Consider the following 24,824-nt stretch of genomic DNA (forward strand, 5'->3'; position numbering starts at 1 on the left):
ACTGTTTGAACCTGAATCCACAGGCGACTAACCAACTACAATGATTTGCGTAGAAGTGAGGCAGCGCCATAGGCATTGCCTATTCTCTGAGCGAGACAGATTGGTTTCCGGCACTATCCGCGCGCAGGTCAAGATCAGACGCAGATGAGAGAACGAAGCCAAGATTGTCGCCAAGGCCAAAGGGAAAAATCACCGGTTGGGCCTCTAGCGTTCCGAGTCCAACAGGACGAGCTACGGCTTCCAAAACGGCAGTTGTCATCCAACGCACGAGGTCCGATCCTTCCAACGCACAGGGTTTCTTCCGGGTTAGCGTCTTGCCGTTGTCACTTCGATCAAGCAGCGCCCAGTCTATCTGAGACTGAAGGACCATATTGGTCATCCGTCTGGTCCCCTCACGTTCGCCATAGATTTCTGCCATCCGACGATGCACTTCAGCGGTCGTGCAGTCGCCTTGAAGCGAGGTCAATCTGCCAACGATCTCGGCCACTTTGGCGAAGAAGGGATACGTCACGATAGCCATGCCCCATGTCAGGGCCGCCGGCGAGGAAGAGGGTGCCGATTGGAACAGTTCCACGCCGCGTTGAGCAAAAGGCTCCAGATCCTTTCGCGGCTCCAACCAAAGGCGGTTCAGTACGGTTCTGGTCTTCTTCCTAGCCGCAGGCCCTGAATGGGCTTCGTCCAACAGAGCATCAAGCTCGCTGATGTCAGCGAGACCGGCCCTGACTTCCAGCGCTTTTTTCGCCCACTCGAGGCGGATGAAGCGGTCAAATCCTATCTGAGGTGCTGTCGCTCGCATGTTCTTCTTTCTTCATTCTTATCTTCACAAACGGCACAACCAGTTCCTCTAACGCCATTCCTCCGTGAGCAACGATCTTGTTCCCTCGTGGCACAAACGCGCCGCGTTCATTAGCGTAAACTGGCAAGAAGTCGGACGGAAGCCCTGGACCGCTAAACTGAAATGCATCGATATCGGGCGGAACGGATGCAGCAAGGTCCGCGCTGCGATAGGCTCTGACGCGCTCACCCTTCATCTCGGAGACAACGCCCTGGCTGAGCCGTCCAATGCCGTCGGCATCAACATTGCCATGGTCCGCAGTCAGGTAGATATGATAGCCGTGCTGAGCAAGCATGAGAAACAGCTTTTCAATGAAGCCGGTATCGCACCACTCGCGAATTTGGCCGGCAATCCCGCGTTTCCCAAGCATTGCTCCGTGGACTATTTCATCGACCATATCAACGACAAGGCCCGCAACTTTGGTCGTCGGCTTTGAAAGTACGTCCTCGAGTAGAGCCAACTGGTCGGAACGTTTGAGCCCCTTCTGGAAAACGACCTCTGGCTTTCGGAGGCCGTTTTCCTGCCAGAACTTCGTCCAGAGAGACGGCTCTTGTGCCGTCGAATCCATTGAGCCTTGAAACTCCCGCGGCTTGAGGCCCGAAAAGAGCGCCTGGCGAGAGATTGACGTGAGCGTCGGCAGCCACGCAAAGCAGCCGCCCTCGTCGGCGGAAAAGTCGGGAAGCTTGGTCGACAGGTGGTCCCTGATCTGGGCCCACTGGTCCAATGCCAAACCATCAAAGACAAGAAGAGCAATTCGATCTTCGCCAAAGCCCCTGCGCATCGCGAGATAGCGCGGCACGTGATGTACCATCACCGGCGCTTTTGCGACGGGTAGGGACGGCAAGTCGGCAAAATGCTGAAGCACCCAATCCTTGAGGCGGGCATCGGCCTCTCTTTGCAAACTCTGGAGCTGCCCCTGCAGGTTATCTGCGTCCGCCGCTTTCAGTTCGTTGAAGCGGTAAATGAGTTCTCCAAGGCGGCGCGCCGCCTCTACCCAATCTCGATGTGACGCCCCCTCCGAGGGTAGACTCGCTGCGTTCCTTTTCGCTCCCTCCGACACCAAATGCGTAAGTGCCTGAGGGTCATCTATCAGACCAACCTGTATCCAATCGGGAAGGTGCTCAGGACGGACACTTGCCTCAATAGGCTGAAGGGCTCCCTCGAGGAACATGGTATCTATGATCACCCTTACGTCGGGGTGATCAAAGGGCACGTCATATGCATGGCCTTCGACCGGCTCCTGATCCCTGCCGCGGGCATCAGGTTCAACGCCATATTTTGCGACGAAACGCGCCCAAGATTCATGTATTGCGCGGAGCATAAAGGGTTTTGAGGCGAGCAGTTCACTAATCGGAAGACTTCCAAGAGATGTGTCCCGAAGAACGGTTGCGACATGGTCTGCAAATAGGCTGGGAAGGCCAGCCCCGCGGTAGTGAAGCCGCAGAGCTTCTCGCCAAAAATCCTCCGGTCGATTCAGCAGATAAGGGCTAAGCCTGAAGATGTGCGTGAGGACAAAATTCTTGGTCTCAGCCTCACCGAGCAGCTGCGTCACATGCTTCTGGTAGGCTTGGAACAGCCCTTCATGGTGTTCAGCATCAAGCTTGCGGACGACACCATAATTCAGATTAGGGAAAAGATCAGCCAAGCTCAGGCTGACTTGTCGTGCTGCCCTGATGTAGTCCCAAGGGATGGAATTGATGTCCGCGCCCCGCCACTGCAGGATGAGCGCCTTCGCGGTACCCTTCTGACCCACATCCCATGCGGATCGATAACGCTCTTCATACTCGGTTCTAAACGAAACAGAATCTTCGAACGGGAGAACCTCAAAATCGCGTTCGCGGAGCCCGAGCAGAATGGTCTCATCCAAGAGCAGGCCATCCGGATCCAAGGCGATCCAGAAGCGAGACAGATCTGCGGGAAACTCCCGCAGGATACGATCGGCCCAAATACTCATCGTGCACCAGCCACCGTTTCGCCAATTCGCAACACGAGGAGGGCATTGAGATCGGGCGAGTAGGAGGCCGCAGCATCGAGCTGCGCCATCCGAGCTTCATGTTCTTTCTGCAGCCGCTTCCGTCGATAATCGCGAACAGTCTGAAGCCCCACTCTGCCAATCGCCTGGTTTCGAGCTTCGAAAGCGTAGAGTGCGCGTTCGCGTTCTTCATCGATCCGAGCCTTGTGCTCTGTCACAAGATCGGAGAACATCCGCTCTCCTTGCGTGACCGCAGCCTCTTTCGATCTCTCGAACCAGTCGCGCGGCGCCTCGATCTGAGGCGCATTAATCGGCTCGATCTGCTCCGTCAGAAGCACATCCCAAATGCGTTTTGCCGTTGGTTGGAAGGCGCGTCCTTCATCATTGACGAAAACGGATAGGAAGCGGCGGCGGCTGAAATCGTCAGCTGCCAGACTGACTTCCCAAAGCGACCAAACGCCTTTCACACTATCAGGCAGGCCTGTTATGCGGACAGCGGGGACGGGTTGACCGGCGATGCAACGCGGAAGATCGGCAATCAAAGCCTGCGCTCTAGGATCTTCCAGCGTGACCCACTCTACTTCGGGCCGATCTCCCGCGGTACGCGCATCAAAACACACCGAAGATGACTCTGTGCCATCGGCCCACCGTATCCGCCAGGTATCGCCTTCCTTCTTGGCTTCACCCCCCCGCGCAGGGAGGCCAGTTGTGATTGCCCGCTCCAGCCAAAACTGTGCCGGATGGTCTCGCCACTTGCGCGCATCATCGGCTTCTAGTTCATGGCCGTCGGCGAGCAGATCACTATTCTTCCGGTTCTCTGCCAACGAGGATCGAAGCTGCGTCAGAACGGCATCGCATTCTGTGTCGATCGATGCCGGGTCTTGGATCCCCTGAACAAAGAGTTCGTCGAACAGTGGCTCCGCCTCGACCGAATCCATCACATCGGCAACTTTGTCCACGCCGAATTCCTCGGCGATCACAGCGAGCTTTGTTTCGAGAACTTCGCGCACCCGATGCTCGACAGTGTCTTCGAGTACGAAATTGATGGCTCGCACAATATGCGGTTGCCCAATGCGATCCACGCGCCCAATGCGCTGCTCGACCCTCATCGGGTTCCACGGCATGTCGAAGTTGATGATGACATGGCAGAATTGAAGATTGAGGCCCTCGCCGCCAGCGTCCGTCGAGATCAGGATACGCACATCCTTCGAGAATGCCCGCTGCGCGCGGCCACGCGCCTCAAGGTCCATGCTCCCATTGAGCGTTGCAACCGAAAACCCCCTGCTTTCGAGAAATTCCGCGAGCATGGCCTGGGTCGGAACAAACTCGGTGAAAACCAGAACCTTGAGTTCAGGATCGTTTTCCTCCTGCTGAATCTTGTAGATCTGCTCAAGGAGTGCTTCGGCTTTTGCGTCTGTTCCTTGCGCCTCTGTCTCACGCGCGAGGAACAAGAGTGCCTCAACGTCTTTTCGCTCGTCATCCAAGGCATCGAAGGCCACGGCGATATCGATCTGGTCATCACCCGTTAGCTCATGCCAGTCTCCGACACCTTCGGTGGAAAAGAGCTGAAGCTGTCGCTGGTCGTCGTCCAGGGCGAGGAGCCGCTTTTCCAAGGTTGCACGGATAGCTGCGGTGCTGGACGTCACCAAACGCTGCATAAGGATCATCAAGAAGCCGATGTGCCGCTGCTTCGATGCCATGGCTTGGTTATAGCCGTGGCGAACATACTCAGTGATCGCTTCGTACAACCCTTGCTGTGCTTTGTGTCGGTCAAGCCAGGCGACAGCCTGAATGCGGGTCATTCGAGGCTTGAACAGAGGCTTGCCTTCAGCATCGATCGCAAGCCTCTTCTCTGTCCGCACAACGAACGGGCGCACGCGGTCGCTCGAGACGCTGGTCTCATCGGGGAAAGAGTCCCGATCCAGCAGCTGCATCAGACGGTGGAATTGATCCGTTTTCCCTTGGTGCGGCGTTGCCGACAAAAGCAGAAGGTACGGAGCAGCTTCGGCAAGTGCCGCGCCCAACTTGTAGCGCGCAACCTGATCCGTGCTGCCTCCCATTCGGTGAGCCTCGTCGATGATCACAAGGTCCCAGTTGGCCGAAATCAGGTCTTCGAACCGTTCACGATTGTAGGTGCTGAGTTGCTCCGCGCTCCATCCGCGCCGCCCTTCGAGCGGTTTCACCGAATCCAGCGAACAGATCGCCTGATCGTGAAGCCGCCAGAGATTCTCCTCATCATCTCGGAACTGACGATATGCCGAAAGCTCTGACGGCTCGATGAACTGAAAGTTCTCACCGAAGTGCAGGCGCATCTCGGCCTGCCATTGCCGCACCAGACCCTTGGGCGCGACAACAAGGATCCGCTTGGCCATGCCGCGAAGCTTCAACTCCCGAAGGATCAGACCGGCTTCGATGGTCTTGCCGAGCCCCACCTCATCAGCAAGCAGATAACGGATCCGATCCCGGCTCATGGCGCGGTTCAGGGCGTGGAGCTGATGCGGTAAAGGAACGACGCTCGACTGGATCGGCGCCAGAAGCAGATTGTCTTCCAGCGCATCCAGAAGCTTTGCCGCGGCGGCCGTGTGCAGGATCTGGTCGACTGTCGTTCGGACAGCGTCGAGTGGCCCTAGCTCCCGAGACCTGGCACGGACAATGGCATCCTTGCCCGGGAGCCAGACGCGGTATGCGGTTTCGCCCCACATCTCCTCCCGGTCCACGACGCGGCAGGGTGCGGCATGTCGTTCATGCCAGCACCACGCGCCAATGCCAAAGTCTTGGGAGCCAAGCGTCACGCATCAGCCTCCGTACGGGTCAGCGCCTGGTCGTACCAGAGCAGAAGCTTTTCATCCTCTTGCAGCGTCTCGTCCGGCAGCTTCTCGGCTATGCCAATGATCGTCTTGTAGTCCTTCGCAGCCCAGGCCGTCTTGAAGCCAGCGCGCAAGACCTCGAGGCGCGACTCCTTGAGCTGCCGCTTGTTCGCGGTCTTGTAGGCTTCGAACTCCTTCAGCAGCGACCGTTCGCGTTTTTGTTCCAGATCCTTCGCCTTGTTGGGATCGGGCACATACCAGCGGTCCTTTGCCTTGGCCTTCAGGCGCGGGTCTTCCTTCTCAAGACCCCGGAGATCCTTGAAGTTGGTCGAGAGATAGCTGTGAATCTGGCTCGGCACGTCGCCGTTTCCGTCGAAGCGTAGGAAGTTGTCTTCCAGCAACGCGGAAAGCTCGGGCTTCTCTTCATACTTTTTCCAGCCTGCCCCTAAAAGACTGAGAAAATCCGGGTGCAATTCTTGATAGGTTGACGGTCGCTTTCGAAGGAAGTCGGTAAGCCAATCGATTGCGCTGCGCTCGTCACTAATGAAGAGTTCCATTTGAGGCGCAGCCGCAGACATGGCACGCTTTCGATCATACTCCATTGCCTGTTCAGGCAAGAATACCATGCCATCTCTCTCCGAGAATTTTTGCAACAATCCCTCTTGGAACTCTTGCGATGACAGAGGTACTGGAAAGCTGTGCCGAACGAACCAAGAAACCATCCTATCAAAGATGATACGTGGATCCCTTTCATTAATATACTCGAGTACTCCGGCCCGTAGTTTGACCGTTGGAAGGTACCCCAAGTGCGTGCGCACGAAGTCCCAAACAGAAGCCTCGCTGCCTTGCGAATTTTTAAACCGTTCTTCAAGACCGCCGTTCGGCTTATAAGCTGAAATGACCAGATCCTGTTTCACCGCAGTTGTGGTCGTAACTGCCTTGAAGCTGCCTTGCTTCTTATCCAAAGCAGAAATGTTGGCGACAACGAAGCCTGCTTCCTGGAGCGCCGTCTGAATGGCATTCCAAACAGACGCCTTGGTATTCGAAAATTCGACCGTCATCCACCGCCCGGGCTTTAGTATTCTGTGTGCCTCCTTGAAACACTCGGTCATCAGTTTCCGGTAGTCATTGAGACCCTTGCCGTGTGAGGTATTTTCTACCGCCTCATCTTCCACTCGGGTCACCACGCCAAGCCAGCTTTCCCAAAGAAAGTTCAGCTCAGAGTAGCTGATATTCGAACCAAATGGTGGGTCGAGAAATATATAATCAACCGACTGATCTGGGATAGTCAGTTTTCCAGAATGACCAGTTGACACATACTGATGTGATATTTTGGGATTATATGCCCGCGAAATCATCCGCGCCTTTTCAGCGAACGAGTTTAGCACATTCTGTTCACCTTGCAGCGAAGGAACATAGAGCGTCCCCGCAGTCCATCCTTTCATTGGACCTGTAGACTTATCGAACCATGCCGGCGCGCGAAAACGTGACATCTTCGTCAAAACTGAAAAACAGTCCATGACGGCCATTCGCAACATAGACTGCACTTCCGGTTCATACACTTCCGATTCGCTGAGGATTTTAGAAATGAGTGCCAGCGTTCTCTGCGTGAAATAGTGATGGGTGTGCGTCATGCCGATGGAGTCGTTCCGGCGAGCCTCTCGTCCATCCATCATCCGGTTGATTGGAACGTGAGTCGAAGCATCCGTTTCATTAATCTGGCGGATGACGTCGAAATCTTGATCATCCGGCTCCTTCTCAAATCGGCTTGATCCAACACTATAGTTGATCAGCACAGGAACCTGCTTGGCTTGCTTGATGTCCTCTCCAAGCCTTCTATCAAATGTGCTTGTCCAAGATCTTTCTAGCGATCTTTTCTTCATCTCGTATGAACAGTGAGGACACCGAAATTCATCCAAAACCTTCTTCTGTACGTGATCAAGCGCTACGTTCCAGTAGATGATTTCTCCCGCGCAATCTGGACAAGCAAACACATCCGACCAAACAGTATAGTTGATTCTGCCTCGAATACCGTCAGCGTGCTCAGTTTCGTACATCCAGCCAAGCTCATCCTCAGCGGAGATCACGATATCACGAACCGCTGCATCGAATTTCTCAAGAGACGCAGGGTTGTTGTAGTTGTGGGCGATAAAGGTTGCAGCCGGAGCTAGGTCCGACAGGATCGCGTGCCGTCGTCCAACTTTAGAAATGGTTTTCCAAGTGGTTTTACCGTCTTCTTGTCTGGCATCGAGAACTGAACCATCGCCGCCGACGCGATACCCCAAAGATGAGACAATAGATGCATCACTGCATAGCTGTGCCGCGACTCCTGTCATTCCAGAACCGCAGAAGCCATCAAAGATTACGTCTCCCGGCTTGGTATAGTGCAGAATGTAGCGGACAATTGCTTTGTGAGGCACCTTTGTGTGATACCCGTGAGCATTATAGATTGTGTCATTTTTGCCTTCGCTCACATCCGCAACGAAGGGCTCTTTCTCTCGAACGTCGCTGGCAAGGTATGCCGTCCCGAATGTGTTAATTACGTCTTCGAGGAATGGGTTCGGACAAGCCGTGTAATAAGGCGGATCTGATACCGCCAGAATTGCTTCATCAGATCCAACAGGAAAACCTTCTTGAGCTCGGAACTCGGGCTCTTTCAACTTCTCTGCCAAGAGCTTCAGGAAGTGCTCCCGGCGCGCGTCATCGCTCGGGAAGGTCATACCCAGGCATTCGACCGGCCCGCCGTTCTTGCCGCCACCCATCTTCAGTTGTTCAGTCATCGGTTGGTCTCATTTTAATTTCGGTTGGCGGAAGTTCACTCGACCACGAAGCGCAGCTTGGAGGTGTCCTTGCCCTTGCAGCGGTCGGTCAGGAATGCCTCGAACCGCTTGCGTAGGTCTTCGGGCGTCGCGGGCGATCCGCCCTGAAGCAAGGCCTGCCGGATGTCGCTGCCCGAAACGACGACCTTGTCGAGGCCGGACAGCGCCTCTTGCACGGCGCTGATGAACTCGGGCGTGACGGGATCAGGCAATGATTTGCTGTCGACAAAGCCGGTGACGATCTTGCGCGACCCTTCCTTCAGCAGTTCAAAGTTCGACTGGATGATCGGATCCTCGAGGTTGTCGAGAAGCGTCTGCACCCATCCGTCCAGCAGCTGATCGAGCTCGTCATCGAGCTGTTTGAGCACATTGGCAGCAGGCAGCATGTCGCCCTGCTCATTCGCCGGGCGGAAGTTGCAGTGCGGGCAAACCGGGCTGGCCGCCAGTTCGGAGTCGATCAGCGAGGCGCAGCTCTTCAACTTGTCGAGTTTCTCCTCGAAGGTGGTGAGCTGGCTTGTCGGCATCAGCGAGATATTCGCCAAAGCCCGCATGGCGACGAGCCGAGAGTCTTTGCGCAGCGCGGTCTTCGTCTTGTCTTCGGACACTCCGAGACGCGCCTTGCTGTGCAGGCTGACATACGCCGTCACATAGTCCTTTTTGAGCTTGGCCAGCGTCTGCCGGTGTTCAGATCCATTCTGTCCAGTTCGACTCGTCGACAATGCATCGAGGACCTGCTTGCGCGTGTCCTGAGCCTGCTTCACCCAAGCGTGGTCAGACGGCAGCACCATCTCGGCCTGGCCAAGATAGCTTGCCGTGTTCCCGAGTTCGCCGATCAGGCTGATCAGTCCTTCCACGGAGTTCAGAACCTCAAGGTTCTTTTTCTGGGCTGCGATATCGTCAGACCCAATGCGCAGGTTCTTGAGCTTGCCGACCGTGTTGTAGGGCGACAGGCTTTCCGAGAAGGCCTTGAGCTCGTCGAGCTTCGATCTCCAGTCGCGAATCTCTTCCTCGCGCAGGAGAGACTGGCCCCAAAAGCTCAGCCGGTTCGCCATGTCAGTGGATGCTGCAAGCACACGTTTTGTGAGCTTGCTGACTTCCTCCTGAAGCGCCTTGACCGGTTCATCCGAGCCTTGAGTTGCTTGCTGCGCTAGACCCGGCGGCAACTCCAGCATCTCGAAGAGTGACCGGAGCACGGCAACGTTGATCTCTTTCGGCGCCTCAACATGCTTGAACTGCTTCAACTCATCGAGCGGACGATCCGCGAGAAGCCCGATCTTGCCGGAGTCAATTTTGTCCCCGGTAATCGCGAGAACAATGTCTCCGGAATAGACCAGTGACCCAAGCACCGTAACCAATAGGTCGGTCTCGAGCCGGTACTTGTCAGGGCTGAAATATTCGATATCCGCATTTCCAACGAGCAACTCACTGCGGTTAAGCACTTGCCCATGACCTTTGGCCTTCAGCCGCGCGAGAACCTCCTGAGCGTATCGAGATTGAACCGGGTCGATGCGATCACCATCGAGCATTTCGAGGCCATCCAGGACGATCACAGCGTCTTTCGTACGGTTGCTGCCAGTTAGGGCACGGAGCGCGTTGCCAATGAGCTGTTTTCGGTTGGACTCCGTCACGAGCGCCGAGAATGTTGGGTATTCGGGCGAAACATCGGCGAACCGGCTGCTTAGCGCGATCCCCGCGATCACGTTGACGACGTCGCGGAAGTTGATGCGCTCATCCGGCCCCAAGCGCGCTTTGTCCCTGAGTGAAATGCCTTTGGTCCAGTCACGAAGTGCCTTGGACTTGCCTTGGAACGTGACCTCGAATGCCTCCAGCTGTTTTTCCTGCAGCCATTTGCTCATTTCGCGCAGCGCATCGCGAGCGCGGTCGAGATACACGCCTTTCGCGCCACCACTTGCCGTGGATGCCAGTTCCTGGGCGGCGGCGTAGAAGCTCAGCAATCGCTTGATGGTTTCGTCTGGTGATTTCAGACGGAAGAAGACCTCGTCGGGCTTCTGCTCATCACGGAAACGCGGGGGATCGAAGGGCTGGATGAAGTACAAATAGAAATCCCGCTCTGGCTGAGCGGTCGGCCGGTCGTTCGGCGCGCCAAAGAACAGATAGCCAATCCGTTCGACGCGACGCTCCTGCCACTCGATCTGGTATTGCCAAATCTGGTGTCCCGTCACGTAGCTCGACTCGTCCGTGCGCTCCATGAGTTGGCGAATGGCGCCGTAGTAAGCGCGATCGAGCGCATCCTCGGAAAGAGCCTCGGCCCGCTTCTCGATTTGCGCGTCGTAATCGACGTCCTTTTTCAGGTCGAGATAGTATTGCTCGGTGTCTGGCGCCTTGGAGATGAATTGACCGTTTACCGTCTTGAGGGTCTCTCGAAGCGTGGTCTGGACTGCTGTGAGTAGATCGTCGGACGGATCGCCGCCCATGTCTTCAATACCCGGCTGAAACAGGCACAGCGTGTCGCGCAGTTCCTCGGCCGTCGGTCCGACCGGCACATAGATGTCCCCGCCCGTCGTCAGGCGGTGGACCGAAAGACCGTCAATGATGCGAAGCGCCATCGGCTTATAGGCTGGGCGAGTGAACGCCTTGGAGACCCTCTCCGCAAGCACTTCTGAGACCTTTAGCACTGGCCCGATATTCGGATCTGAGCGCAAGACGGAGTTTGTTGCGACAGTGTCCCAAAACTTGTCGAAGCCGATTAGACCAGGCCGATCTGAAGGAACCTCGTCGTCAAGGATTGCCTGGATCTGATCACGCAAGGTCACCAACGCGCCCCGCTTCTCGGTGAAGACAAGGCGCTCAAACGTCCCGATGTAGTCTGGGTGTACTGGGAACAAACGCACATACTCGTCCATCCGCTCATTCATTGAGCCATAGAATTTCGAGAATGGTGCAAGGTAAGCGCGGATCTTGTCCTGCTGGTCCGCGGACTTCTTCAAGAGACGTTCCGCGACAACGAAACTGACATCTTGTCTTGCCAGCAAGACCTGAGTGAAGCGGTCCTTCACCCTCCGCAGGCTATCCGCCACATGTTGAAAGCGGCTGCTATCGAAGATCGCTTCCTGAACGCCTGCAACGAAACGGAAACGGAGATGTTTGGTAACCTCTCCGATCTCGCGGAGGAAGGACAAGTCGAGCACAAGTTCGTGGTCCTTGCGCGACCGCAGGTATTCGAGGAACTCATCGACAACGAGGAGAACACCTTGATCAGGGTGGACCTCCGCAAAAGCCGACATCATCTCCTCGAACGCAGCCTTGTTATTGATGACCTTGTCGGCAGGCGGGAACGCATATGTCACGCCGTGCTTTTCCAGGAACACCTCAAGCTGTTGGGTGATGATGTCGCGCAATGACATCTGACTCGAGATCTCAATCCGATGTACTTTGAAGCGGCCCGCAATTGTCTTTGCAGCCTCGGCCACTTTGGGGTGCTGGATCATCGGCAGATATGCCTCATCTTCAGCGACAAGTGACAGCACCGACATCAAGTGCGACTTACCAGTGCCGTAGTTCCCGACCACCAAGACGCCTTTGTGGTCCACAGCCTCATCGAAGGAGAGCTGCGGGATCATGAGCTTGGCGATGCGGTCGGCCATGTCATCCGAGATGACATAGGTGGACACAAGCTTCTTGGCTTCATCAGGACGATCTGCATCGAGAAGCTGAATAACCGATTCAATGGGCTCAAATTGAATGAGATCGCCGTAACGCATTGCCATCTCGAGATTTCCTTTCAATTTACTCTGAACGGAACCACGCCATCACAGCTGTAGTCCTGATATTCTGGATGTCCTGTCGTTGCATACGACAGCCTGTTGTCTGTGAGGGTCCCCGGCCAAGCCGCAACAACGCGTCGCGCCTGAGAATGCCGCCGGAGCAAATCGAGCGGACTTAGCTTCAACTCCTGATCGAACAGGAGTTCGAGATTGTCCATGAGGAGAAGCCCTTCCCGTGAAAACTCATCCGCTAACCCTTTCAGAAGGTCGGCTGCTTGAAGGTGTCTCCTGGGGCTCGGGATTGTCAGCAGTTCTCGTCCGAGGGCAGCTCCAATGTTGAGGACGTGCAGCTTTCGACGTCCAGCCAGCTGGCGTAGCAAGTCGCTCTTTCCGGAATTTGGTGCGCCAATCAGCAGCAATAGTTTGCTGTTCACCACGGCAATATCGTCAACAACGCGTTCAAGTGCCTCGATCATCCGCTTACGCCTCCGCTCACGGACGCCGAGACGCTCGGTATCGAGTGCCCGATTTCGGGGGCGTTCATCAGGACAATCTGTTGGTCTTGCGGGCGCCGGGCGGCGGGATCTGTATCCAATCCCAAGCGCCTCAGCGCGTAATAGAGCAGCGCGCGGCGCACCTTTATCTTCGCTCTGCCGCCACGCATCCCGTAGTCGAGGGCAATGACCTTAGCCTGCGTCTCTGACAGTTCGGGATGAGGAGCCACTTCGAGGACGAGTTCTGAATTCCAGTCGAGATCATCATCGGCCGATGTCCCGCTTTCGCGTGAGCCACGAATCTCAATCATCCGGGAGAGAAGGAAATCCTTGAAACACTCGTCGGTTAGACAAAACGCGCGGGCGTGCCAGCGAAATCCATCGAAGGCAATCGCGTGAGGCGCAATCCAACGCCACCGCGGATCTGGGCTGGAAAGGGACTGGTATCGTATCTCTATCTCTTCGGATCGCCTGATCGCTCCCACAACGGACCGAAGCGTCACGGGGTCAACACCACGGACCGGCGTCGGCGCAGAGGCAAAGGACGGAAGATTAGCGATCCAGGAGTCTTCGCGGTCAAGAATGTTTTCGGCCACGGACCGTAGCTGAGCTAGATAGCGACTGGCATCAGGTTCCAGAAATTTTGGTTGGAAAGCACTGCCTCGCACATAAGTCCGCGCACTCTTGTCGTAGACCATGTTCGCCGGAGCAAAGCCGATGTAGCGATTCAGGTCAGTGGACGCTTGGTTGACCGAGACACCGAACTGATCCATGAGGTCACTCCGGTTTACATGCCCCTCCCAGAACAAGCGGAACTCTATGAACTCGAGACGTTGCTCGACTCCCCATCGCAGTTCTGACCTGTCGCTATCCACCCTGGCCTCCCGGTATCCCAATGCGCATTGTAACTATGCGCGCCCACTTTCTGGGCCTGCGACAACCTTAGGGAGTGACACCGAGATTATCAATCGAATTTCAAGGCGTTGCCCTGGAAGTTGACCATTCAGGCGTAGGTCGTTCTGACAAAAGGGATTCCTCTGTCAGTCGTGCTATGATTCAAGCTCATCTCTACGTGGGAGATGAACTTGGCAGGCAACCTGATATCCGACGATGAGTGGACCTTCTTCGAGGGCTTCATTCGTGCCGTCCGGCACCCTAACGGGCGGAAACCTGCGGACCATCGTCTTGTTCTCGACGGGGTTTTCTGGACCGCAAGGACTGGTGCGCCATGGCGTGATCTGCCCGAAGAGTTTGGGAAGTGGTCCTGGGTCTACCGTCAGTTCCGCCGGTGGACTTTGGCGGGACTGTGGGAGGATACCCTGGATGCGCTGAACCACGCTGGGATCGCGCCAGACAAGCTCCAGATGGTTGATAGCACTGTGATCTGCGCTCATCATCATGCGGCGCGTGCAAAAGGGGGACACCGAAAGAGGCTCTTGGCCGCTCGAGAGGTGGGTTCTCGACCAAGATCCATCTGCGCGTCAACGGAGCGGGCCTCCCGATGAGGACCGAGCTAACGCCCGGGCAGGTTTCCGACTACACCGGCTACGATCTGGTGATGGCCGGCAATCTGCCACAGCCCGCCGTCCTGGTGGCCGACAGGGGCTATGACTCTGATAAAATTCGGGAAGACATCGAGAGCCGCAACGCCCTGCCCATGATACCGATGCGAAAGAATCTAAGGGTGCGCAAGGTTGTCGACATGAGCAGCTACACCCTGCGCAACATGGTCTAGCGCTGCTTCAACAAGCTGAAAAGCAACCGTCGGCTGGCAACCCACTACGACAAAGCCGCCGAAAGCTTCGTCTACGTCGCCTTTATCAGGCGACGGCTCCTCCATTTGCCAACATGACCTCGGGGGTGTTATTGAGACAATAAAATGCTCTACTCGGCTGAATGTCAATGATGTGTAGCCGACGAGTATTTGTGAACCGTCGTTGGCTCAGCATGGCCTGCCCTGCTCGTTCGGGCCAATCAATGTCGGCGTCTGCGTGGAAGACCACCCTGCCCTTCCCCAATGAACAGCCAGTTATCCCGCATTATGCAACCAATACCGGGTATGACGCCGCTCGCCTGTTCGCGTCAGGGCACCCATCTCCACGAGGTCCTGGAGGTCTCGAGTCGCTGTCGCCCGTGACGTGCCAGTGATGGAGATATAGGTCTCGGCACTGAGCCCCCCTCGGAAACCTTCCGGCCCTTCACGGAACATACGCTCGACCACTTTCGCCTGCCGCACGTTCAACCTGCCCCGCAGCCGGTCATAGAATCTTGCCTTGGAAATGAAAAACGCGACACGCTCCAGCGTTGCTTGCTGCGCCTTGAGGACTGTCTCGCCGAACCAGAGAAGCCATGGCGTCACGTCCAAAACCTTCTGATGGGTTTCAAGCTGCTCGTAATAGGCCCTTCGATCGCGTTCGATCGTATAGGCCAGCGCGATCAGGCTGGGCTGGCCGATGCTCTGCGCCAGCGACTTCTCCGCCAGAGCGCGGCCAAGACGACCGTTGCCATCCTCAAAGGGGTGAATACTTTCGAACCACAGATGCCCAAGTGCAGCCCGGGTCAGCGCCGCGACAGGTGCTGCTCCTTCCGGAGCGGATGCGTTGAACCAGGCAACAAACCTGTCCATCTCGGCAGGCACCTGAGCGGATGGCGGTGCCTCAAAATGCACGCGCTGCCGGTCGATACGGCCGGACACGATCTGCATCGCATCGCTGTGTCTGCGATAAGCACCGACGATTTCAAGATGTCGGTCATGGGACAAGAGCATCCCATGCCAGCGGCAAAGCGTATCGTGGTCCAGCGGCTCGGCGTAGCGCGAGTAGACATCGACCATCATCTCGGCGATGCCCTCTTCACGTGCTTTCACAAGCGTGCCATCGATCGCCAGCCCGAACTGGCGGCGCAGCGAGGATTGGACGCTTGAACGGTCCAGAACCTCGCCTTCGATGGCACTTGTCCGCATGGCCTCTTCGCTCAGAAGCTCGATCCGCAGGCGATCCCGATCATCGCCCGTGACATGGCGAACAGCACCGACGATCTCGCCAGATGAGATCAGGAATTTCTCCTCAAGTGGTTTGATCGCCTCGTCGTCATATCGAAAGCGCGGCCAGTCTTCCTGGGTCCAGTTCCAGCGCATGAGTTATAGAGCCTCCGTATATTGCTCACAATATAGCAATTTTATGAGTTATAGAAGGCTGATCTATGCATCATCCTACATCACCCGAGCTTCCGCGCGCGTTGAGCAGGCTCATCTGCTTTGTCTTCTGCGAACCCTGAACCGGCGGCATGTTACGAATCCTCCACTCAGTCTCGATGTTCTGAGAAGTTTTGCCACTCGTCATCGTCAGGCATGAGCCACCCCGAGCCGATCACCCATACGAACGCGGGCAAGAAAGGTTATTCGACCTCGCCCGCAATCGGCAGATCCAGCGCGATGTCGGCCTGCGGCTTCAGCAGTCCCGCATCTTCCAGCGCCTCGATGTCCGGCAGGTCGCGCAGGGTTTCCAGCCCGAACTGCACCAGAAACCCCGGCGTGGTAACCTAGGTATAGGGCGCACCGGGTTCAGGGCTACGCGGACCTCGGGCGATCAGGGCCTGGCGGTGCAGTCGTGCGATCAGATCACGGCTCACTTCGCGGCCGGTCAGTCGCGAGATCGCGCCGCGGGTCTCATCATCGACGAGCTCGGCTTCGTGCCCCTGTCGAAAACGGGTGCCGAGTTGCTGTTCGAGCTGATCTCGCAGCGCTATGAGCGCGGATCGACCCTCATCACAAGCAATCTGCCCTTCGATGAATGGACCGAGACATTCGGCTCGGAGCGCCTGACCGGCGCGCTTCTCGACCGGCTGACCCACCACGTCAGCATCCTCGAGATGAACGGCGAAAGCTACCGCCTCGCCAACAGCACTGCCCGCAAGCGGCGCTGATCAAGATCCAGGCATCTTACAACTACTGGCCCTGACGGGCCAGCGCGCCATAGCACGCGCCAGCTATGTGACAAGCGCGCGCCATGGCGCACATCCTCACCAACTAGCCTGGTTTTGCTCCGCCGCCATGGCCGACTCTTGCGCCGCCGTTGACAGCAGTCCCCGTCCTCGAGCGAACAGCCATAACCCTTAGAGATCGCCAGCTTTGATCCGCAAAGAAGACCGGAGTGACCTCGCAGACTTCGGTCGCTATGCCTTCCGCCCATGATACCCACGAGCCTCGAACTCCAGACGACCAAGTTCGGAAAGCATGGCTACCTCTGGCGATTGATTTCCGTAAGGGCGCTTTCTGTTCATCAGCATTTCGATAGTTTTTACACGCGACTGCAGATGGGTTGGGCTGACAGCCATCTTTAGCCGGCTGAGTGCTGCCTGGTCGCGATTATTCTGAAAATCTGCCAGTGCGTCGAGGATGTCCTCACCTTTGCTTCTCGGGCGATCAGAAAAGTCAGGGTTGCTATCGCGATTAAGCTCTGGATCTGCCGCAGCTGTCTCCAGCCCACTATTGATGGCACTCGTAATCTTGAGGATCAATTCGCTCCTATAATCCTGAGATCCCGAAAAATGCGCACTGCCGACAAAAAGATTTGGAAATCGAAAGTGTCTCGCAACAAGTCCAGGAAGTATCTCTTGAATGTGAATGACTCCGGACAGCAACTGATTCGTGCTCTCCGCATCGCTGTCTGGGCGCCAAGTGCCAAACCCTTCGAGTTTTTGAAAAATGGTGTCGACGACGGCATCCCCAGTGTTCCAGTACTTCATATTTAACTCATCCCTAGGGCGTTAGGCCGCCCCATCAGTTTTCCATATTAGAACTGTGAAGAACAGAAACGCGTTGCCTTAGTGTAGCCCGAGCAAGTGCGCAGCCTAGACCGCAATCGCCGCTTGGGCTGCAATAATTGCTTCGACAGCAACCTGAACCTCCGCATAGAGCTCCGCTTCGAGCTCGCCTGCATCGATCTCGACAATCAATGCATAGCGCACAGATGGCAAACCATCGGCCAAAATCTTCTTTGATTTCCACCATCCAGTGACAGGATGAACGGCGAGCAAGTTACGCCGCGCCAGATCGGAAGCCTTGCACGTCAGCTGATCTATATGCAGCGAACCGACATGGCGTCGGTTGCTACCGAAATCCCAAAGATCATCCTCATCGCCAGCAGGGCCATCCGGCTGTTCGGCCGCCTTGCTGATGCGAGCCAAAAATCGGGCTTCGTTCTCGCCAGCACGATTGAGTTGGAAACGCAGATTATGGGACGCGTAGCGATACCGAACGCCGCGCGAGGCTTCTGACGGGTTCGGAGCGATAAAGCTGCTGAGTGCTACCCGCAGAGTCACATCCGCATTGCCGAGCGCGCGCAAGGCCTCAACGGGCCAGGGAAGGGCGAACAGCTTCATCTCGTTGTGGATATCACCGCCCGTTTTTTCAGAGATCCCATAGGGTATAATCGTGTCTTCCACGATGAGCGTCAGGGCGTTCGACGCGCTGCGGCGGGCACGGGCCATGTCCGGAACGCCAAATCCATAGCGCCGAAAAAGCGGCGTATAATGACCCTTGTTCGGCTGGACCGGCAGATGTGCTCGCATCTGCTGTGTCCAACGCGCTGAAGACACATAGAGACCACGGACTGTCTCGGGCCAAAGCGCCGGATACTCCGACCAGAGCTCCGTAACATCCTTCGCTGCCAGCGCGGTCGCCGCACTGGTGTCGAAGGTGAACGTAAAGGATCGTGCAGGATAATTGTGGTGCGTCGAAAGGAGAGACAACCATCCGTGCCGCATTGGTGGCGGCATTGCACTCAGAGCCCAGTTTCCACCTTCAAGAACAACGTCGGGCTTAATGGGCCAATGTGACGACCACGATGCAGTTCGCGAAGCAGGCGATAGATCTCCGAATGGTGCGAGCGCATGGGCCAGTTCACCATCTGGTAATACGGTCTTCTCGGTAAAGGCGCCGACAGACAGAACGTTCCACGCCTGGGCCGGGGACTCAATCTCATTGTCCTCGTGATCGCATCGGTCGAGGTAGTTTCCTGCTCCAAAAGTAAAGTTGTCGGTATTTCCTGCGGAAACAAGTACCAGGCGCTGTTGTCTGATTTCGCCAGAGACACCGGCGGCGAGCTGATCTACTTCTGTTGACCACGAGGTCGGGGCTCCGTCGTGCGGCGTATCCTCACCCGTCGTCGTCGTCATGGTGAACGTACGGCGTCGGGGGCCAATCTGTTCGACCGTATTGATCCCCTGCTTGGTCACCACGCCCAGAAGATGATGCGGGTTCACACCCGCATCTGGCAGCAGTTTGACAGATTCCAGGCGGTTCCTAACCACAACAGGATTCATCTGATGGAGTTTTTGCGTCAGATCACCGAAGAGCGCGAGCCCCGCCATTTCCGTGCCATGGCCCTTCACATCCTCCAATCCCCAGGCAGGATACGCGGCATGTCGATCATCCACGCTGAGCGCCGGCTGAATGAGAGGATGCGACCGACTGACACCGGTATCCAGAAGCGTGACGTAACCAGCATTGAGCTGGTCAGCATAGGTCGTCCGACCTGAAAGCTCATCGACCCACTGTGCCTGTTCAGCCACCGGCAAACCGTCGAAGAAATCTGCGGTGATTGTCGGAGCGGCAAGTGCGCGTACACCACCCAACCGCCGCACAGCCTGAGCGAGTTGGGTGCGGTCAGCCTGGACGACAACCACTGTATCTTCGGGAAACTCCAGCCGATCTGCCCCCACAACCACACCATAGTTTGGCGCAGCCGCGACGAAGGCTTCGGTCATTAGAGGTTCGAGCCAAACCTCCCAGATGGTCGCAACATCCGCCGCAGGAAATTTGCCTGATGGGCTGCGCCAGAGGGCACGCAATCCCGCTTCGGTGATGGCCGCGATACTTTGAACCAGGTCCGCATTCTTTGGGCGGCCCGGGATGATTTCACCATCCTTCTCGCGATCAGGCGTATCTTCTTTCTGAAACTGCTCGACCTTACTACGCAGCTTTTCGATACCCGCGGCTGTTGCAAACACCGTCGCTCGCTCTTCGTCGCCACCGGGAACAGGGGCATCTTCAATGCGAAGAAGTATCAGGCCACTGGCGTCCAAGCTTTCCTTTTTCAGACGTTCATCGACACGGGAGCGGACTTCCAGATAGACGCCAGGAAGCTCAGCGGCCGGAATGTCCGGCAGCGCGTCGATGGCCTGAAGTAACGCTTGGGCGTGAGCCGCACGATTGGGGACATCACTTGGTCTTTTGGAACCGCCCCCGCCCTTTGCTTGGAACGGGCGAGTTTGTCCGAGATTGCGAAGGTGGAAGTGCCGAAGGTCTCGCGCCATTATCAACGGTCCCTAGTTCTTGGAGCGACCTTCGGCGTTCGAGGGCATCAAGCAAATCCTGTGTCGCAATCTTGTCAGTATCGTTCAGCACCGCACGCCGGGCGGCATCTTCCGCCGCCGCCACAACATCAGCCGTTGAGAGGCCTGTGGCAACATCTGTCACCCGCTTCCACCCCATGCGGGCGAGTGAGAATCCGATCAAACGGCGTTCGAGTGCCTGCCGAATCGCAGGGCCATCGGGCATCACAAATGGCAACACCAAATCGAAGCGACGCAGTACCGCTCGGTCGAGAATTCCTGGCAGATTTGTCGTGGCGATGACGATCGAAGGCCCTGTATCCTCATCCAGGAATTGCAAGAATGAGTTCAGAACCCGCCGGGCTTCGCCGACATCGTTCTCACCGCCACGAGCCGCCGCCAAAGCGTCGATCTCGTCGAAGAGATAGATCCCGCGCGTTGTTTTGACGGCATCGAAGATCATCTTCAGCTTCTGCGCTGTTTCGCCCATGAACTTCGTGATCAGCCCGTGGAGCATGACCGAAAAGAGGGGGTACTGCAGCTCGCCGGCAAGCGCTGAAGCACTCAGGGTCTTACCGGTTCCGGGAGGGCCGGAGAGGAGAATACGCCGCCGTGGCTTCAACCCTTTTGCCTCGAGTTTTTCGCGCATTCGCGTCTCGACGACGAGATGCGCGAGTTCACTCTCGATCCTGTCCGGCAGGATTACATCGACGAGGCGCTCAGTCGGATATGACGCGGCAAGGAACCCCGCCAGATCACCGCGCGGTGTTGCGATAGGCGTTACAGCAGGGGCTCGATTCGCGGGCGGCTTTTGCCCAGCTTCAGCCCATTGTCGCAACTGTTCAGCCAGCCGGGTATGTCCCTTCTGCTCTTCGGCCGCAGAGAGTTGCATCGCCAGATCGTAAAAACGATCGGCGTCTCCCTCCGCGTGGCTCTTAACGAGGCCGATGATTTGCTGGGCGGATGCCACGCTTAAGCTACTCTTTCTTCGAGATTTTTTATCGACGTTTGTTACGTTGAGATTCTATACATAAATCACTCAGCGGACCAGAAAAATCGGCATGTAGCCCGACGCATGGCGGGGCTCAAGCCCCTCTTCGTGCAGCACATACTGGCAACATGCGGATCATGATCAGGAGGGGGAGCGCGGTCACTCAACTTGAAGCGGTTCCCCTAACATAACCGCATCTTCTAACTTCTGCGGATCCGCAGGATTGAACAAGCACCCCAAGCTTAAGAAGACACGGACCCAGGGCACGGGCGATGCGGAGTCAGGCGGCACCGTGATTGCGGACCTCAGGCTTACCGTAAAGTCCGATATTGGCGTCGCCCCAGACTTTCAGCGCCATCAGGATCGGCTCCATACTGCGGCCAAGCTCTGACAGGCTGTATTCCACCTTCGGCGGCACCTGAGCATAGATCTTGCGGGTGATCAGCCCGTCCTCTTCCAGTTCCCGCAGCTGGTTGGTCAGCATCCGGGGTGTGACATTCTCGATCTGCCGGCGGATTTCGTTGAAGCGCATGGTGCCCGACTGCAGATGGAACAGGATGATCGCCTTCCACTTGCCGTCGATCAGCGCAATCGCTGCCTCGACCGAACAGCCGGGCGTGCAGTCAAAGCGGGAATGGCGGACCTTGGCCATCACGGTATCCTTTTTGATACTATAGGCGATATTTGTGCATATTGCGCTGAACGTATCACGGGCGCAGCTTCCGGGCCAGACAGTGGCACAAGGAGGCCCCCATGAAAGCCATCGGATACCAGACACCTGGCCCGGCATCGGTTCTGACCGAAATCGACCTGCTGCGCCCGCGCGCCACAGGTCATGACCTGCTGGTGCGGGTCAGTGCGATTTCGGTGAACCCGGTAGACACCAAGGTCCGCGCAGGAGCCACACCGGAACCGGGTCAATGGAAGATCCTTGGTTGGGATGCGGTCGGCGTCGTCGAAGAGGTCGGCGAGTCAGTCACGCGATTTCGCCCCGGCGACCGGGTATTCTATGCCGGTTCCATCACCCGCCCCGGCACCAATGCCGAATTCCATCTGGTCGATGAGCGGATCACCGGTCATGCGCCGACCAGCCTGAGCGACACCGAGTCAGCCGCCCTGCCGCTGACCGCGATCACCGCATGGGAGATGTTGTTCGACCGGCTTGACATCCGCCGCCCGGTGCCGGGGGCCGCCAATGTAGTGCTGATCATCGGCGGTGCGGGCGGTGTCGGATCCATCGGCATCCAGCTTGTCCGGGCGCTGACCGATCTGACGGTGATTACCACCGCCTCCCGCCCCGAGACGCGCGACTGGGTGCGGGACTTGGGCGCGCATCACGTGATCGACCACAGCCAACCGCTGGCCGCGCAGGTCGGGGCGCTCGGGATCGGCGCGCCGGGGCTGGTCTTCTCGACCACCAACACTGATCAGCATCTCGCCGGGATCAACGATCTGATCGCGCCGCAGGGCCGCTTCGGATTGATCGACGATCCGGCGGCGCTCGACATCCTGCCCTTCAAACGCAAGGCCGTCTCGGTGCATTGGGAGTTGATGTTCACCCGACCCATCTTCCAGACAGCCGATATGGGAGAACAGGGCGAGCTGCTGGATGAGGTGGCGAAGCTGGCAGATGCTGGCCGGATCCACAGCACGGTGACCGAGGTCCTGACTCCTATCAACGCCGCCAATCTGGCAAGGGCGCATACCCTGATCGAGACCGGCAAGGCGCGCGGGAAAATCGTGCTCGAAGGGTGGTAGGGCCAACCGTGAGCCGGTCGAACAGGGCTGTCGATTTGATGTTGCGCTGACAATGTATCCAGCAGTGAAAACCGGCATGGCTTTCACTGCCTGGCCATTTTTCAGCACAGGTTGAAAGCCTCGATCCCACTGAAACCATCCACGTTGCTGGACAGATGAGCACGCCTATCCCGAGACCTTCAGCAATCCCCTGGCGGCAGGAACGGACAGATCCCCCTGACTTACTGTGTGTCTTCCTCCGTAGCCTCGCGCTCCTCTCCGAAGACCAGCATGTCAGAAATACCACCGCCGTCCTTTTGCAGCAGGCCCGCATCCTCGAGCGCCTCCATGTCCGGCAGATCCCGCAAGGTGTCCAACCCGAAATGCTCCAGGAACCCCGCAGTCGTCACATATGTATAGGGCGCACCCGGCTCGGGACTGCGCGGACCACGGGCAATGAACCCGTTGCGGTGCAGGCGGCCGATCACATCCCGGCTTACCTCTCGCCCCATCATCCGGGAAATCTCGCCGCGGGTCACCGGCTGCAGATAAGCAATCGCCGTCAGCACCAGCCCCTCAGTCGGAGAGAGCGGTCTCGTTTCAACAGGGTTGCCACGCACGGCCCGGATTGCATCTGAGAACCCGGTGCGCGTGCGGAACTGCCAACCGCCAGCGACCCGGGCGATCTCGTAAGGCCGGTCGTTCAACTCGCTGGAGATGTCCTCGATCAGCAGATCGATGCTGCACTCGCGCCCAACAATCCCGGCCAGTGTATCCCGCCCGACGGGTTCGGCTGAGGCGAAGAGGACGGCTTCGATCCGACCCATCCATGTTCGCCAGCGCAGTGCCTGCGGCAAATCCGCGAGTTCCGTGTCGAAAGCAATCCCTTCCGAGCGCGCCATGGTCAGAGCCCGAACAACCGGAAGCCGGAACGGCCGCTCAGCTCGCGCACCGCACCCTCCGACATCAACCGCTCGAACAATCGCCTGCTCGCCCAGCGGGACATCTTCGCCGAACTCCAGGAGCCAGATACCGCATCATCACCGCGCAGCAGAGCCAGCACCTCGCCGGCGCCCTTGGCCCGAAGTTTCGGCTCGATCTGATCCAGGCGCTGCGCGATCACGGCCATCCCGGCTGCCAGCCGACAAGCCTCGGCCGCACCACTCGCCGTCGCAAGAAAGATCGCGCGCTCGAAACCATCACCGCCTGGCCGGGACCGCCCCTGTCCAGGACCCGAACGCATGAAAGAAGCATGGATCTGGGTTGCTAGAACCGGGACCGGCAAAGACCATCGCATCCGCATCGAAAGCGCAAGATCAGCTGCCCACCAGGCCAGAGCTTCTGCGTCCGCCTGCCGCGCCATGATCGCTGTCGCTACCCTGGCAGCTGTGACCGGGGCTGGCGCCTGGAAGCCCAAAAGTTCCGTGAGTACCTCGGGAAGATCACCGAGCGCTTCCGTCCATCTGACGCCGAGCAGCCCGGCGGTGCTGCGCAACCGCTCATCGTCAAAGGACCCAGAACGCCGACACACCCGCCGCCAGGCCAGCAGTACATTTCCTGCCGGTCCGGGCTCGCTTCCGGACGGTTGCAGGCACCAGCCGTCCCGCAGCGCATTTTCGTCTTCCCGCCGCCCCAGCAACCGAACCGTTTCCGCTGCGGCTTTGAGCGCCAGACGATGCCGCCATGCCCCGCTCCATGGGGCCTCGCTGCGCACCAGATTATCCAGTGCGGACAAGGCGCTACCTGCCATGTAGGAGGCCTCGACATCCGTCGAGACAGCACCCTTCGGCACCGCCCAGGCCGGAACCTGGAAGGCGTCGAAATGATGTCCCCATGCAGGTTCAATCTTCTTGTTCATAGCCCCGTAGGCTAGCGCCGATGTGCGCTTTGTGCCAGTATTATTGCAAATTACCGCACCGCATGTCTGCGCACAAAGATGTCCAATAAGATTGCATTATCGGTCGTTCTGTTCTTCTATAGAGAGATGCTCTTCAGAACCTCCCAAATGTGTCGGATGGCCAGAATTCGTGAGATTCAAGCACTTCGTCGAAGAGCATGCCGGGGTTCATGAGATTCTGGCGCGGTATTCATGAGACTGGACGCGCCGGT

17 protein-coding genes and 2 pseudogenes are annotated in these 24,824 nt (G+C 57.4%); 4 read left to right on the plus strand and 15 right to left on the minus strand.

What is annotated here, in order from left to right:
• Positions 1 to 79 precede the first annotated feature (79 nt).
• From JC607_RS19230 to JC607_RS19260, 7 genes are read right to left on the minus strand one after another with little or no spacing between them, the layout of a single operon-like run.
• Positions 80 to 796 (minus strand): hypothetical protein, encoded by a 717-nt coding sequence (locus tag JC607_RS19230; protein ID WP_198838498.1) that lies wholly within the window; start codon positions 794 to 796, stop codon positions 80 to 82.
• The gene (pglZ, locus tag JC607_RS19235) at positions 765 to 2,789 is read right to left on the minus strand and encodes a BREX-3 system phosphatase PglZ (RefSeq protein WP_198838499.1); all 2,025 of its coding nucleotides are present in this window, start codon (positions 2,787 to 2,789) and stop codon (positions 765 to 767) included. Before pglZ ends, JC607_RS19230 begins: the two co-directional genes overlap by 32 nt.
• A complete protein-coding gene (locus tag JC607_RS19240) occupies positions 2,786 to 5,599 on the minus strand; it encodes a helicase-related protein (protein ID WP_198838500.1) in 2,814 nt (937 codons plus the stop codon). Before JC607_RS19240 ends, pglZ begins: the two co-directional genes overlap by 4 nt.
• Complete coding sequence (locus tag JC607_RS19245) at positions 5,596 to 8,394, minus strand: DNA methyltransferase (protein ID WP_198838501.1); 2,799 nt, start codon at positions 8,392 to 8,394, stop codon at positions 5,596 to 5,598. The genes JC607_RS19240 and JC607_RS19245 overlap by 4 nt, the downstream gene beginning before the upstream one ends.
• A 35-nt stretch (positions 8,395 to 8,429) precedes the next feature.
• Complete coding sequence (locus tag JC607_RS19250; protein WP_198838502.1) at positions 8,430 to 12,161, minus strand: DUF6079 family protein; 3,732 nt, start codon at positions 12,159 to 12,161, stop codon at positions 8,430 to 8,432.
• 14 nt (positions 12,162 to 12,175) lie between these two features.
• Positions 12,176 to 12,634, minus strand: coding sequence for a BREX-3 system P-loop-containing protein BrxF (gene brxF / locus JC607_RS19255; RefSeq protein WP_198838503.1), 459 nt, complete (start codon positions 12,632 to 12,634; stop codon positions 12,176 to 12,178).
• Positions 12,631 to 13,527, minus strand: coding sequence for a WYL domain-containing protein (locus tag JC607_RS19260; RefSeq protein ID WP_198838504.1), 897 nt, complete (start codon positions 13,525 to 13,527; stop codon positions 12,631 to 12,633). Before JC607_RS19260 ends, brxF begins: the two co-directional genes overlap by 4 nt.
• A gap of 204 nt (positions 13,528 to 13,731) precedes the next feature.
• Here JC607_RS19260 and JC607_RS26160 point away from each other — a divergent pair, with 204 nt between their 5' ends.
• Both JC607_RS26160 and JC607_RS26165 read left to right on the plus strand, forming a co-directional pair.
• Positions 13,732 to 14,157 carry an IS5 family transposase gene (locus tag JC607_RS26160; protein WP_370584882.1) on the plus strand — a complete coding sequence of 142 codons (426 nt, stop codon included), beginning with the start codon at positions 13,732 to 13,734 and terminating at the stop codon, positions 14,155 to 14,157.
• Entirely contained in the window at positions 14,127 to 14,387 is a 261-nt protein-coding gene (locus JC607_RS26165; RefSeq protein WP_370584883.1) for a transposase, read from the plus strand. The genes JC607_RS26160 and JC607_RS26165 overlap by 31 nt, the downstream gene beginning before the upstream one ends.
• A gap of 294 nt (positions 14,388 to 14,681) precedes the next feature.
• Here JC607_RS26165 and JC607_RS19270 read toward each other — a convergent pair whose 3' ends face one another.
• Both JC607_RS19270 and JC607_RS25500 read right to left on the minus strand, forming a co-directional pair.
• Positions 14,682 to 15,788 (minus strand): Fic family protein, encoded by a 1,107-nt coding sequence (locus JC607_RS19270; protein ID WP_198838505.1) that lies wholly within the window; start codon positions 15,786 to 15,788, stop codon positions 14,682 to 14,684.
• A 260-nt stretch (positions 15,789 to 16,048) separates the two neighbouring features.
• Positions 16,049 to 16,291: pseudogene (locus tag JC607_RS25500) on the minus strand (SMC-Scp complex subunit ScpB); the annotation flags it as partial.
• Between the two features lie 27 nt (positions 16,292 to 16,318).
• Here JC607_RS25500 and istB point away from each other — a divergent pair.
• Positions 16,319 to 16,576, plus strand: a pseudogene (gene istB, locus JC607_RS19275) (IS21-like element ISPve1 family helper ATPase IstB); the annotation flags it as partial.
• A gap of 249 nt (positions 16,577 to 16,825) precedes the next feature.
• On the opposite strand, the gene JC607_RS19280 reads toward istB, so the two are convergent.
• The 4 genes from JC607_RS19280 to JC607_RS19295 form a co-directional block, all read right to left on the minus strand.
• On the minus strand, positions 16,826 to 17,398 hold the full coding sequence (locus tag JC607_RS19280) for a hypothetical protein (RefSeq protein ID WP_198838506.1): 573 nt from the start codon (positions 17,396 to 17,398) through the stop codon (positions 16,826 to 16,828).
• Between the two features lie 105 nt (positions 17,399 to 17,503).
• A complete protein-coding gene (locus tag JC607_RS19285) occupies positions 17,504 to 19,969 on the minus strand; it encodes a S8 family serine peptidase (RefSeq protein ID WP_198838507.1) in 2,466 nt (821 codons plus the stop codon).
• Positions 19,875 to 20,957 (minus strand): ATP-binding protein, encoded by a 1,083-nt coding sequence (locus JC607_RS19290; protein WP_198838508.1) that lies wholly within the window; start codon positions 20,955 to 20,957, stop codon positions 19,875 to 19,877. Before JC607_RS19290 ends, JC607_RS19285 begins: the two co-directional genes overlap by 95 nt.
• Positions 20,958 to 21,258: 301 nt before the next feature.
• Positions 21,259 to 21,630: a helix-turn-helix domain-containing protein gene (locus JC607_RS19295; protein ID WP_198838509.1), complete on the minus strand. Its 372-nt coding sequence runs from the start codon at positions 21,628 to 21,630 to the stop codon at positions 21,259 to 21,261.
• 101 nt (positions 21,631 to 21,731) lie between these two features.
• Between JC607_RS19295 and JC607_RS19300 the strand changes: the two genes are divergently transcribed.
• Positions 21,732 to 22,736 (plus strand): zinc-binding alcohol dehydrogenase family protein, encoded by a 1,005-nt coding sequence (locus JC607_RS19300; RefSeq protein WP_198838510.1) that lies wholly within the window; start codon positions 21,732 to 21,734, stop codon positions 22,734 to 22,736.
• Positions 22,737 to 22,957: 221 nt separating this feature from the next.
• Here JC607_RS19300 and JC607_RS19305 read toward each other — a convergent pair whose 3' ends face one another.
• Both JC607_RS19305 and JC607_RS19310 read right to left on the minus strand, forming a co-directional pair.
• The gene (locus JC607_RS19305) at positions 22,958 to 23,617 is read right to left on the minus strand and encodes an SMC-Scp complex subunit ScpB (protein ID WP_198838511.1); all 660 of its coding nucleotides are present in this window, start codon (positions 23,615 to 23,617) and stop codon (positions 22,958 to 22,960) included.
• A 2-nt stretch (positions 23,618 to 23,619) separates the two neighbouring features.
• The gene (locus tag JC607_RS19310) at positions 23,620 to 24,573 is read right to left on the minus strand and encodes a DUF1403 family protein (protein WP_198838512.1); all 954 of its coding nucleotides are present in this window, start codon (positions 24,571 to 24,573) and stop codon (positions 23,620 to 23,622) included.
• Positions 24,574 to 24,824 lie beyond the last annotated feature (251 nt).

This window comes from Paracoccus sp. IB05 (assembly GCF_016405985.1).
GTDB lineage: Bacteria > Pseudomonadota > Alphaproteobacteria > Rhodobacterales > Rhodobacteraceae > Pseudogemmobacter.

Excerpts from the sequence above, each read along its gene's own strand:
- JC607_RS19230 (WP_198838498.1), bottom strand. The coding sequence starts at position 796 with ATGCGAGCGACAGCACCTCAGATAGGATTTGACCGCTTCATCCGCCTC.
- pglZ (WP_198838499.1), bottom strand. The coding sequence starts at position 2,789 with ATGAGTATTTGGGCCGATCGTATCCTGCGGGAGTTTCCCGCAGATCTG.
- JC607_RS19245 (WP_198838501.1), bottom strand. The coding sequence starts at position 8,394 with ATGACTGAACAACTGAAGATGGGTGGCGGCAAGAACGGCGGGCCGGTC.
- JC607_RS19250 (WP_198838502.1), bottom strand. The coding sequence starts at position 12,161 with ATGGCAATGCGTTACGGCGATCTCATTCAATTTGAGCCCATTGAATCG.
- brxF (WP_198838503.1), bottom strand. The coding sequence starts at position 12,634 with ATGATCGAGGCACTTGAACGCGTTGTTGACGATATTGCCGTGGTGAAC.
- JC607_RS26160 (WP_370584882.1), top strand. The coding sequence starts at position 13,732 with ATGAACTTGGCAGGCAACCTGATATCCGACGATGAGTGGACCTTCTTC.
- JC607_RS19270 (WP_198838505.1), bottom strand. The coding sequence starts at position 15,788 with ATGCGCTGGAACTGGACCCAGGAAGACTGGCCGCGCTTTCGATATGAC.
- JC607_RS19280 (WP_198838506.1), bottom strand. The coding sequence starts at position 17,398 with ATGAAGTACTGGAACACTGGGGATGCCGTCGTCGACACCATTTTTCAA.
- JC607_RS19285 (WP_198838507.1), bottom strand. The coding sequence starts at position 19,969 with ATGGCGCGAGACCTTCGGCACTTCCACCTTCGCAATCTCGGACAAACT.
- JC607_RS19295 (WP_198838509.1), bottom strand. The coding sequence starts at position 21,630 with ATGGCCAAGGTCCGCCATTCCCGCTTTGACTGCACGCCCGGCTGTTCG.
- JC607_RS19300 (WP_198838510.1), top strand. The coding sequence starts at position 21,732 with ATGAAAGCCATCGGATACCAGACACCTGGCCCGGCATCGGTTCTGACC.
- JC607_RS19305 (WP_198838511.1), bottom strand. The coding sequence starts at position 23,617 with ATGGCGCGCTCGGAAGGGATTGCTTTCGACACGGAACTCGCGGATTTG.
- JC607_RS19310 (WP_198838512.1), bottom strand. The coding sequence starts at position 24,573 with ATGAACAAGAAGATTGAACCTGCATGGGGACATCATTTCGACGCCTTC.